We start from the raw sequence: 12,866 nt of genomic DNA on the forward strand, positions 1-12,866 counted from the left end.
ATGCCTGAGGTCCATGCCGATGACGCTGCCATCGCCGTCGTAGGACTCGCCTGCCGACTGCCGGGCGCCGCGAACCCGCGCGCCTTCTGGGAGCTGCTGTGCGACGGCGTGGAAGCGATCGGTGACGTCCCCCTCGACCGGGGCGACCTCGCCGAGCGGGACGTCCCGCGCCGCGGCGGCTTCCTCGACCGGATCGACGGGTTCGACCCGGGCTTCTTCGGCATCTCGCCGCGCGAGGCCACCGCCATGGACCCGCAGCAGCGGCTCATGCTGGAGCTGAGCTGGGAGGCGCTGGAGGACGCCCGGATCGTGCCGGACGCCCTGCGCGGCAGCCGGACCGGCGTCTTCGTCGGCGTGATGGCCTCCGACTACGCCACCCTCGCCCAGCGCGGCGGCACCGCGCAGATCGGCCCGCACTCGCTGGCCGGCCTGCAGCGCGGCCTGATCGCCAACCGGGTCTCCTACGCCGTCGGCCTGCGCGGCCCCAGCATGACCGTCGACGCCGGACAGTCCTCCTCCCTGGTCGCGGTGCACGTCGCCGCCGACAGCCTGCGGCGCGGCGAGGCCACCCTCGCCCTGGCCGGCGGCGTGCACCTGATCGCGGCCCCGGAGAGCACCGTCGGCGCGGCCCGCTTCGGCGCGCTCTCCCCGGACGGCCGCTGCTACACCTTCGACGAGCGCGCCAACGGCTACGTCCGCGGCGAGGGCGGCGTGGTCGTCGCGCTCAAGACCGTCGCCCGGGCCGTCGCCGACGGCGACCGGATCTACGCCGTCATCCGCGGCAGCGCCGTCAACAACGACGGCGGCGGCGACAGCCTGACCACCCCCAGCCGCGACGCCCAGGCCGACGTGCTCGGCGCCGCCTACCGGCGCGCCGGGATCGCCCCCGACGCGGTGCGCTACGTCGAACTGCACGGCACCGGAACGGCCGTCGGCGACCCGGTCGAGGCGGCGGCCCTCGGCGCCGTCCTCGGCGCCGGCCGCACCCCCGACGCCGCGCTGCGGGTCGGCTCCGCCAAGACCAACATCGGCCACCTCGAAGGCGCCGCCGGCGCGGCCGGCCTGCTCAAGGCCGTCCTGTCGGTGGCCAACCGGCAGCTCCCGCCGAGCCTCAACTTCGAACGGCCCAACCCGCGCATCCCCCTGGACGACCTCGGCCTGCGGGTGCAGACCGCCCTCGAACCCTGGCCCGAGGGCCCGCGGATCGCGGGCGTCAGCTCCTTCGGCATGGGCGGCACCAACTGCCACGTCGTGCTCACGGAGTGGCCCGGCCGGGCCGAGGACCCGCGCGAGCGGACCGCCGACGCCGACGCGCCGGTGCTCTGGCCGCTGTCGGGCCGCACCGAGGACGCGCTGCGCGAGCAGGCCGCCCGGCTGCGCGCCCACCTGGAGGCCGCCCCCGCCGCCGACCCGGCCGACATCGGCCACTCGCTGGCCACCACCCGCGCGGCCTTCGGCCACCGGGCCGCCGTGCTCGGCCGCGGCCGGGACGAACTGCTGCGCCGCCTCGGCTCGCTGGCCGCCGGCGAGCCGGTGCGCGGGGTGGTCACGGGGGAGACGGACGAGGGCCGCACGGCCTTCCTGTTCACCGGGCAGGGCTCGCAGCGGGTCGCCATGGGCCGGGGCCTGTACGAGGCGTTCCCCGCCTTCGCGGCGGCCTTCGACGCGGTCTGCGCGGAGCTGGACGCGAGGCTCGGGCGGTCGGTTCGCGAGGTCGTCTTCGCGGGTGCGGAGGATCTGGACCGTACGGTGTGGGCGCAGGCCGGGTTGTTCGCGGTCGAGGTGGCGTCCTTCCGGCTGCTCGAATCCTGGGGCGTGGCAACGGAGTTCCTGCTCGGGCACTCGATCGGCGAGGTGGCGGCCGCCCATGTGGCGGGCGTGTTCTCGCTGGCGGACGCGTGCGCCCTGGTGGCGGCGCGCGGGCGGTTGATGGACGCGCTGCCCGAGGGCGGGGCGATGCTGGCGGTGCAGGCCACCGAGGCGGAGGTCCGTGACGCGATCGGCGACCGGCTGGACGTGGCGGCCGTCAACGGCCCGACCTCGCTGGTGGTTTCCGGCCCGACCGAGGCGGTCGAGGAGTTCGCGGCGCGCTGGAAGGCCGAGGGCCGCAAGACCAGCCGGCTGACCGTCTCGCACGCCTTCCACTCGGCCCTGATGGAGCCGATGCTCGCCGAATTCGCCGCCGTCCTCGCGGAGTTGACCTTCGCCGAGCCGCGGATCCCGGTCGTCTCCAACCTGACCGGCGGGATCGCCGAACCCGGTCTCCTCACCACCCCCGACTACTGGGTGCGCCAGGTCCGCGAGGCCGTCCGCTTCGCCGACGGCGTCGAGACCCTGCACCGCGAGGGCGTCACCCGCTTCCTCGAAGTCGGCCCGGACGGCGTGCTCTGCGCGATGGCCCGGCAGGCCGGCGCCGAGGGCCTGCTGGCCCCGGCCCTGCGCAAGGACCGCGACGACGCGGAGACCCTGCTCGGCGCCGTCGCCCGGCTGTACACCGCCGGCGCGCCGCTGGACTGGGACGCCGTCTTCGCGGGCCACGCCCCCCGACCGGTCGACCTGCCCACCTACGCCTTCCAGCGCCGCCGCTTCTGGCTGGACACGGCCGCCCGTCCGGCCGTCGAACCCGCTCCTGCCGCGCCGGCCCCGGCCGAGGCCCCGACCGGACCCGCCGCCGAGCGGCGGGACGAGCGGGCGCTGCTGCACCAGATCCGCGCCCAGGTCGCCGCCGTCCTCGACTACGAGACCCCCGGCGACGTGGACGCCCGGCTCACCTTCCGCGACCTGGGCTTCGACTCGCTCACCGCCGTGGAACTGCGCGACCGCCTCGCCGCGGCCACCCGGCTGCGGCTGCCGGACTCCCTGGTCTTCGACCACCCGACCCCGCTGCGCCTGGCCGGGCACCTGTCCGGCCTGCTCTACGGCGAGCCCGCCGCCGTCGCGCCCGCGACGCCCGCCCCCGGCGCCGTGAGCGACGAGCCGATCGCGATCGTCGCAATGAGCTGCCGCTACGCGGGCGGCATCGACACCCCCGAGGCCCTGTGGCAGGCGGTCCTCGACGGCCGCGACCTGGTCACCGGCTTCCCCGAGGACCGCGGCTGGGACATCGCGGGCATCTACGCCGACGAGGGCCGCAACCCGACCGGCACGCTCACCCCCGCCGGGGCGTTCCTGACCGACGCGACCCGCTTCGACGCGGCGTTCTTCGGCATCTCCCCGCGCGAGGCCCTCGCCATGGACCCGCAGCAGCGGCTCCTGCTGGAGACCGCCTGGGAGGCCGTCGAGCGCCTCGGCGCCGACCCGGCCGTGCTGCGCGGCAGCCGCACCGGCGTGTTCGTCGGCGCCACCGCCCAGGACTACGGCCCCCGGCTGCACCAGGCCCCGGCCGACCTCGAAGGCCACCTGCTGACCGGCAACACCGCCAGCGTCGCCTCCGGCCGGATCGCCTACGTGCTCGGCCTGGAGGGCCCGGCGGTCACCGTCGACACGGCCTGCTCCTCCTCGCTGGTCGCCCTGCACCTGGCCGCCCAGTCGCTGCGCCTCGGCGAGTGCGACATGGCCCTGGCCGGCGGCGCCACCGTGCTGGCGACGCCCGGCATGTTCATCGAGTTCAGCAAGCAGCAGGGCCTGTCGGCCGACGGCCGCTGCAAGGCCTTCGCCGAGGGCGCCGACGGCACCGGCTGGGGCGAGGGCGTGGGCCTGCTGGCCCTGGAGCGGCTCTCCGACGCCGAGCGGCTGGGCCACCCGGTGCTCGCGGTGATCCGCGGCAGCGCCATCAACCAGGACGGCGCCTCCAACGGCCTCGCCGCGCCCAACGGCCCCTCCCAGGAACGGGTGATCCGCCAGGCGCTGGCCGGCGCCGGACTCGCCGCCGCCGACGTGGACGCCGTCGAGGCGCACGGCACCGGCACCGCCCTCGGCGACCCGATCGAGGCCCAGGCGCTGCTGGCCACCTACGGCCGGGACCGCGCCGCCGAGGACCCGCTCTGGCTCGGCTCGGTGAAGACCAACATCGGGCACACCCAGGCCGCCGCCGGCGTCGCCGGGATCATCAAGATGGTGCAGGCGATGCGGCACGGGACGCTCCCGGCCACCCTGCACGCGGACACCCCCTCCAGCCGGGTGGACTGGAGCGCCGGCGGCGTCCGGCTGCTGACCGAGGCCCGGGACTGGCCCGAGCGCGGACGTCCGCGCCGCGCCGCGGTCTCCTCCTTCGGCATCAGCGGCACCAACGCCCACATGATCGTCGAGAGCGTGCCGCAGGACGCCCCGGCGGCCCCCGCCGCCACCGGCACCGGTCCGCTGCCGTTCCCGCTCTCCGCCCACGGCGAGGCCGCGCTGCGCGCCCAGGCCGCCCGGCTGGCCGAGGCCGTCCGCACCGGCGCCGGGCCGGCCGCCGCCGCCTCCCTCGCCGACCTCGGCCTGTCGCTGACCGCCCGGGCCGCCTTCGACCGGCGCGCCGTGGTGGTCGCCGCCGACCGCGAGCAACTGCTGACCGGCCTGGACGCGCTGACCCGGGAACTGCCCGCCGCCAACCTGACCACCGGCACGGCCGGCGCCCCCGACGGCCCCGTGTTCGTCTTCCCCGGCCAGGGCTCCCAGTGGGAGGGCATGGCCGCCGAGCTGTACGCCTCCTCCGAGGTCTTCCGCGCCGAGCTCACCGCGTGCGCCGAGGCCCTCGCCCCCCACACCGACTGGTCGCTGATCGACGTGCTGCACGGCGCCCCCGGCGCCCCCTCGCTGGAGCGCGTCGACGTGGTGCAGCCCGCGCTGTTCGCCGTGATGGTGTCGCTGGCGAAGCTCTGGCGGCACTCCGGCGTCGTCCCCGCCGCCGTGATCGGCCACTCCCAGGGCGAGATCGCCGCCGCGCACGTCGCCGGCGGCCTCACCCTGGCCGACGCCGCCCGGATCGTCGCCCTGCGCAGCCGCTACCTGCGCGCCATCGCGGGCACCGGGGGCATGGCGTCGATCCCGCTGCCGACCGCCGAGGTCGAGGCGCGCATCGCCCGCTTCGACGGCCGGATCACCGTCGCCGCGCACAACGGCCCGTCCGCCACCGTGGTCGCGGGGGAGGCCGAGGCCCTCGACGAGTTCGTCGCCCAGTGCCAGGCCCAGGACGTCCGCGCCCGGCGCGTCCCGGTCGACTACGCCTCGCACTCGCCGGCCGTCGACCCGCTGCGCGAGGAGCTGGCCGAGGCCCTCGCCGGGATCGAGCCGCGCGAAGGCCACACGGCCTTCTGGTCCACCGTCACCGGCGGCCTGCTGGCGACCACCGCACTCGACACCGACTACTGGTTCCGCAACCTGCGCCAGGTGGTGCGCTTCGAGCCCACCGTGCGGGCGCTGCTCGCGGCCGGCCACCGCACCTTCGTCGAGTCCAGCCCGCACCCCGTGCTCACCGTCGGCGTCCAGGAGACGCTGGAGGCCGACGGCCGCGGCGGCGCCGCCCTCGGCACCCTGCGCCGCGACCACGGCGGCCCCGAGCGGTTCCTCGGCGCGCTCGCCGAGGCGTACGTCGCCGGCGTCGCGGTGGACTGGGCGGACGCCTTCCCCGGCTCCGCCCGGCGGGTCCCGCTGCCCACCTACCCCTTCCAGCGCGAGCGGTACTGGCTGGCGCCCGGCGCCGCCTCGACCGACGCCACCGGTCTCGGCCTCGACCCCGCCGACCACCCGCTGGCCGGCGCCGCCGTCACCCTCGCGGGCGACGACACCCTCGTCCTCACCGGCCGGCTCGCCACCGCCGACCAGCCCTGGCTCGCCGACCACGTCGTCAACGGCGCGGTCGTGCTGCCCGGCTCCGCGCTCGTCGACCTCGCGCTGCACGCGGGCCTGCGCTGCGGCCACCCGCACCTGGAGGAGCTCACCCTCCAGAGCCCGCTGGTCCTCCTGGCCGACGGCTCCGTCCAGATCCAGGTGGTGCTGCTGCCGCCGGACGAGGCGGGCCGCCGCCCGGTCACCGTCCACTCCCGCCCGCGGGCCGCCGCCGAGGACCGCCCCTGGACCTGGCACGCCACCGGCGCGCTGACCGCCGGGCCGGCCGCCGCGCCCGCACCGCAGGGCGCCTGGCCGCCCGCCGGAGCCGTCCCGCTCACGGTCCAGGACGCCTACCCCGGCCTGGCCGGGCGCGGCTACGCCTACGGCCCGGCCTTCCAGGGCCTGACCGCCGCCTGGCGGCGCGGCGAGGAGCTGTTCGCCGAGATCGCCCTCCCCGAGACGCTCCCGACCGAGGGCTTCGGCATCCACCCGGCGCTGCTGGACGCCGCGCTGCACGTGCTGCTGCTCGACGGCGACCCGGCGACCACCCGGCTCGCCTTCTCGTTCGCCGGCGTCCGGCTGCACGCCGCCGGGGCCACCGCCGTCCGGGTGCACGCCGCGCCCGCCGGCCCCGAGGGCGGCTACGCCGTCACGCTGAGCGACCCGGCGGGCGCCGCCGTCCTGGACGTCGACGCGCTCGTCCTGCGGGCCGTCGACCCGGAGCGGTCGGCCGCCGGCCGGAGCACCGCCGACCCGCTCCACCGGCTCGACTGGATCCCCGCCGCCACCGCGGCCGCCGCCACCGGCGGCGCCGTCCGGACCGCCCCGGCCGACCTCGCCCAGGGCCTGCCGCCGCTCGACGGCGGCCCGGCGCCCGAGGCCGTCCTCGTCCCGGTCACCGGCGACCCCGACGCCCCCGCCGAGAGCGCGCACGCCCTGACCCGCAGCGCCCTCGGACTGATCCAGGCCTTCCTCGCCGAGGAGGGCCGGGCCGACTCCCGACTCGTCCTGCTCACCCGGCAGGCCCTCGCCGCCGGCCCGGACGAGGAGGTGCGCGACCTCGCCGCGGCCGCCGTCCTCGGCCTGGCCCGCAGCGCCCAGATCGAGCACCCCGGCCGCATCCTGATCCTCGACCACGACGGCGAGCGGCCCACCGACGAGGCCCTGCGCGACGCCCTCGCCGGCGACGAGCCGCAGCTCGCGCTGCGCGCCGGCCGCCTGCTGGCGCCGCGGCTGGTCAAGGCCGGACCCGCCCCGCTCGCCGGGGCCGAGCCCGCCCGCACCCCGTTCGACCCGGACGGCACCGTCCTGCTGACCGGCGGCACCGGCGCCATCGGCCGCCTGCTGGCCCGGCACCTGGTCACCGCGCACGGGGTCCGCCACCTGCTGCTGGTCGGCCGCCGCGGCCTGCCCGCCGGAGAACTCGCGGAGCTGACCGCCGGGCTGGACGCCGAGGTCACCGCCGCCGCCTGCGACGCGGCCGATCCGGCCGCCCTGGCCGCCCTGCTGGCCGCAGTCCCGGCCGAGCACCCGCTCACCGCCGTGGTGCACGCCGCCGGCGTGGTCGACGACGCCTCCGTGCAGCGGCTGCGCCCCGAGCAGCTGGACGCGGTGCTGCGCCCCAAGGCCGACGCGGCCTGGAACCTGCACCGGCTCACCCGCGACCTCGACCTGAGCGCGTTCGTGCTCTTCTCCTCGCTGGCCAGCACCGTCGGCGCCGCCGGCCAGGGCAGCTACGGCGCCGCCAACGGCTTCCTCGACGCGCTCGCCCAGCACCGGCACGCCCTCGGGCTGCCCGCCCAGGCGCTGCTCTCCGGCCTCTGGGCGCACGGCGAGGGCATGGGCGGCCGGCTCGGCGAGGCCGACCGGGCCCGCCTGGTCCGCGGCGGCCTGGCACCGATGACCGCCGAGCAGGGCCTCGCGCTCTTCGACGCGGCCCTCGCCGACGGCCGCCCGCTGATCGCCCCGGCCCGGATCGCCGTCGCCGAGGCGGCCGGCCGCGCCGAGGCCGTCCCCGCGGTGCTGCGCGGCCTGATCCGCACCCCGCTGCGCCGGGCGTCGGCCGCCGCGGCGGCGAGCGGCCTGGCCGACCGGCTGACCGTGCTGCCCGCCGCCGACCGCCGCCGCACCCTGCTGGACCTGGTCCGCTCCAGTGCCGCGACCGCGCTGGGCCACGCCGACCCGGCCGGGATCGCGGTGGACGGCGCGTTCAAGGCGCTCGGCTTCGACTCGCTGATCGCGGTGGAGTTCCGCAACCGGCTGAACGCGGCGTCGGGCCTGCGGCTGCCCACCACCGTCGCCTTCGACCACCCCACGCCGAACGCGCTCGCCGACCACCTGCTCGCCCTGCTGACCGACGCCACCGGCACCGGCCCGGCGCCGACCGCGGCCAGGGCCGCGACCGCCGCCCCGGGCGAGCCGATCGCGATCGTCGCGATGGGCTGCCGCTTCCCCGGCGGCATCGGCTCGCCCGAGGAGCTGTGGCAGGTCGTCGCCGAACGCGGCGACATGATCTCCACCCTGCCCGCCAACCGCGGCTGGGACCTCGACCGGCTGTACCACGCGGACCCCGACGAGCCGGGCCGCTCGTACACCCGCGAGGGCGGCTTCCTGTACGACGCGGACCTGTTCGACGCCGCGTTCTTTGGCATCTCGCCGCGCGAGGCGGCCGCCGCGGACCCGCAGCAGCGGCTGCTGCTGGAGACGGCCTGGGAGGTCGTCGAGCGCGCCGGGATCGACCCGGCCACGCTGCGGCACAGCGCCACCGGAGTGTTCACCGGTGTCGCCACCCAGGAGTACGGCCCGCGGATGGACCACGCCCTGGAGAACTACGGGGGCTACCGGGTCACCGGCAGCGCGGGCAGCGTCGCCTCCGGCCGGGTGGCGTACGCGCTCGGCCTGGAGGGCCCGGCGGTCACCGTCGACACCGCCTGCTCCTCCTCGCTGGTCGCCCTGCACCTCGCGGTCCAGTCGCTGCGGGGCGGCGAGTGCGACCTCGCCCTGGCCGGCGGCGCCGCCGTGATGTCCACCCCGGGCCTGTTCATCGAGTTCAGCCGGCTGCGCGGACTGTCCGAGGACGGCCGCTGCCGGGCCTTCGGTTCGGGTGCGGACGGCTTCGGGCTGGCCGAGGGCGTCGGCCTGGTCATGCTGGAGCGGCTCTCCGACGCCCGCCGCAACGGGCACCAGGTGCTGGCGGTGATCCGCGGCACCGCCATCAACCAGGACGGTGCGTCCAACGGGCTGACGGCGCCGAACGGCCCGTCGCAGGAGCGGGTGATCCGGCAGGCGCTGGCCAACGCCGGCGTCGCGGCCGCCGAGGTCGACGCCGTCGAGGCGCACGGCACCGGCACCACGCTGGGCGACCCGATCGAGGCGCACGCCCTGCTGGCCACCTACGGCCAGGAGCGGGCCGGCGAGCCGCTCTGGCTGGGCTCGGTGAAGTCGAACATCGGGCACACCCAGGCGGCGGCCGGTGTGGCGGGTGTGATCAAGATGGTGCTGGCGATGCGGCACGGCGTGCTGCCGGCGACGCTGCACGCGGACGAGCCGTCCCCGCACGTGGAGTGGGCGACGGGCGCCGTGGAGCTGCTGTCCGAGGCACGTCCCTGGCCGCAGGCCGGTCGCCCGCGCCGGGCGGGCGTCTCCTCGTTCGGCATGAGCGGCACCAACGCGCACCTGATCCTGGAGGCCGCGCCCGCGACGGCGGCCGAGGAGCCGGCGGAGGCCGGCGGTGTGCAGCCGTGGCTGCTGTCGGGCCGCACGCCGGCCGCGCTGGGTGCGCAGGCCGAGCGGCTGCGGGAGTTCGTGCTGGGGCGTCCGGAGCTCGGGGTGGCGGACGTGGCGTCGGCGCTGCTGTCGCGGGCGGGTCTGGAGCACCGTGCGGTGGTGCTGGGTGCGGAGCGGGAGGCGCTGCTGGACGGCCTCGCGGTGCTCGGCGGCGAGGGTGTGGTCCGGGGCCGGGTGGTTCCGGGTGACGTGGTGTTCGTGTTCCCGGGTCAGGGTTCGCAGTGGGTGGGCATGGCGTGGGAACTCGCCGAGGCCTCACCGGTGTTCGCGGCCAGGTTGGCGCAGTGCGAGGCGGCGTTGGCGCCGTTCACGGACTGGTCGCTGACCGAGGTGCTGCGCGAGGGTGCGGAGCTGGACCGGGTGGACGTGGTCCAGCCGGTGCTGTGGGCGGTGATGGTGTCGCTGGCGGAGGTGTGGCGGGCGCACGGTGTGGAGCCCTCGGCCGTGATCGGTCACTCGCAGGGTGAGATCGCCGCGGCGGTGGTCGCGGGTGCGCTGTCCGTCGAGGACGGCGCCCGGGTGGTCGCGTTGCGCAGCCGGGCCATTGTCGAACTGGCCGGTGGTGGCGGGATGGTGTCCGTCGCGGCGGGCAGCGCGGTGGTCGAGGAGCTGATCGGCTCGTTCGAGGGCCGGATCTCGGTGGCGGCGTACAACGGGCCGTTCTCGACGGTGGTCTCGGGCGAACCGGAGGCGCTGGACGCGCTGATGGCGCTCTGCGAGGAGCGGGACGTACGGGCCCGCCGCATTCCCGTCGACTACGCCTCGCACTCCGCCCAGGTCGACCGGCTGCGCGAGCGCATCCTGACGGAGCTGGCCGAGGTCGCCCCGGTGACCTCCACCGTGCCGCTCTACTCGACGCTGACCGGCACCCCGATCGACACCGCCCGGATGGACGCCGGGTACTGGTTCGACAACCTGCGCTCCCCGGTGCGCTTCGAGGAGGCCACCCGCGCGCTGCTCGGCAGCGGCCGCGCGGTGTTCGTCGAGTGCAGCCCCCACCCGGTGCTGACGGTCGGCGTGCAGGAGACCGCCGACGCGGCCGAGACCGCGACGGCCGTGCTGGGCACGCTGCGGCGCGGCCGGGGCGGCCCCGAGCAGCTGCTGACCGCCCTGGCCGAGGCCTGGACCGCCGGCGTGGCCGTCGACTTCACCACGCTGCTGCCCGCCGGCCGCCGGATCGAGCTGCCGACCTACGCCTTCCAGCGCGAGCGCTACTGGCTGGAGCAGGCCGCCGCCCCGGTGGCCGAGGGCGACCCGGCCGAGGCCCGGTTCTGGGACGCCGTGGAACGCGAGGACCTGGCCGAGCTCTCCGAGGCGCTGCGGCTGGACGACACGCCGGAGCTGCTCGGCTCGGTGCTGCCCGCGCTGGCCGACTGGCGGCGCCGCCGCCGGGACCGCTCGACGCTGGACTCCTGGCGCTACCGGATCGGCTGGAAGCCGGTGGACGCCCCGCGCGGGGCGGTCGCCCTGACCGGCACCTGGCTGGTGGTGGCCGCCGAGGAGACCGCCGTCGAGGAGGTGGTCGCGGCGATCCGCACCGCCGGTGCGCAGACCGTGACCCTGGTCGTGGCCGACCCGGCCGTCGGCCGTACGGCGCTGGCCGACACCCTCCGCGCGGCGCTTCCCGCGGCCGAGCCGTTCGCCGGCGTGGTCTCGCTGGCCGGCCTGGCCGAGGAGCCGCTGCCCGGGACGGTGCTGCCCGCCGGCCTGGCGGTGTCGCTGACGCTGGTGCAGGCGCTCGGGGACGCCGGGATCACCGCCCCGCTGTGGACCCTGAGCCGGGGCGCCGTCTCCACCGGCCGGGCCGACCGGCTGGACCACCCGGTGCAGGCCCAGCTCTGGGGCTTCGGCCGGTCGCTGGCGCTGGAGCACCCGGAGCGCACCGGCGGCCTGATCGACCTGCCGCCGGTGCTCGACGAGCGCGCCGGTCGGCGCCTCGCGGCCCTCCTCTCCGGCGCCACCGGCGAGGACCAGAGCGCCGTACGCTCCTCCGGGACCTACGCCGCCCGGCTGCTGCGCGCCCCCGAGCCCGCGCCCGCCGGCGAGGGCCGGCGGCTGACCGGCACCGTCCTGGTCGCCGGAGCCGACGGTGCCCTCGGCCGCCAGGCCGCCCGCTGGGCGGCCGGCCGCGGTGCGGCGCACCTGCTGCTGGTCGCCTCCGCACCGTCCGGGGAACTCGCCGACCTCGCCGCCGAGTCGACCGGGGCCGGCACCCCGGCCACCGTGGCCGTCTGCGACCTCGGCGACGCCGACGCGCTCGCCGCGCTGCTGGCCGAGCACCCCGTCGCGGGCGTGGTCCTCACCGCCGAGGTCGGCCCGACCGAGGCCCTGGAGCTGACCGGTCCGGCGGAGTTCGCGGCCGTCCTCGCCGCCAAGACCGCCGGTGCCGCCCGGCTGCACGCCGCGCTCGCGGACGTGCCGCTGGACGCCTTCGTGCTGTTCTCCTCGATCGCCGGGGTCTGGGGCAGCGGCGGCCAGGCCGCCTACGCGGCCGGCAACAGCTACCTCGACGCCCTGGCCGAGCACCGCCGCTCGCTCGGCCTGCCGGCGACCTCCGTCGCCTGGGGCCCGTGGTCCGGCGGCCCGGACGGCCGCGGCGCGGACTTCCTGAGCCGCCGCGGCATCCCGGCCATGGACCCGCGGCTGGCCCTGGCCGCGCTGGACCGGGCCGTCGACCGGGACGAGAGCACCGTCGTCGTCGCCGACGTCGACTGGCCGACCTTCACCGCCTCCTTCACCTCCGCCCGGCCCAGCCCGCTGCTCGCCGACCTGCCCGGCCCGCGCACCGCCGCGGCCGCCGCCGGCACCGACGGCGCGGCCGCCCTCGGCGGCCGGATCGCCGCACTGTCCGCCGCCGAGCGCGAGCGGGAGACCCTGGCCGTCGTCCGCGCCGAGGTCGCCGCGGTGCTCGGGCACGCCGACCCGAGCGGCCTGGAGACCGGCCGGACCTTCAAGGACCTCGGCTTCGACTCGCTGACCGCCGTCGAGCTGGGCAAGCGCCTGGCGGCCGGCACCGGCACCCCGGTGCCCGCCACCGCCGTGTTCGACCACCCGACCATCGGCGAGATGACCCGCTACCTGGTCGGCGGGCTCGACTCCGGCCCGGCCGCGACGGCCACCGCCGCCACCGACGAGCCGATCGCGATCATCGGCATGAGCTGCCGCTTCCCCGGCGGCGTCGAGGGCCCCGAGGACCTCTGGCGGCTGGTCGCGGCCGGCGGGGACGCGATCGTCGGCTTCCCGACCGACCGGGGCTGGGACGTCGAGGGCCTCTACGACCCGGACCCCGACCGGCAGGGGCACACCTATGTCCGCTCCGGCGGCTTCCT

Annotated in this window: 1 protein-coding gene (cut by a window edge); it reads left to right on the forward strand. The window is 77.5% G+C overall.

What is annotated here, in order from left to right; genetic code table 11:
- On the forward strand, positions 1-12,866 hold the start of the coding sequence (locus ACFVVA_RS16275; protein ID WP_387689969.1) for a type I polyketide synthase. Its footprint extends 24,949 nt past the window's final position; the window shows 12,866 of its 37,815 coding nt (coding positions 1-12,866); its start codon is at positions 1-3; its stop codon lies beyond the right edge, outside the window.

It is taken from the genome of Kitasatospora sp. NPDC058048 (assembly GCF_042885555.1).
GTDB classification, from domain to species: domain Bacteria; phylum Actinomycetota; class Actinomycetes; order Streptomycetales; family Streptomycetaceae; genus Kitasatospora; species Kitasatospora lactacystinica.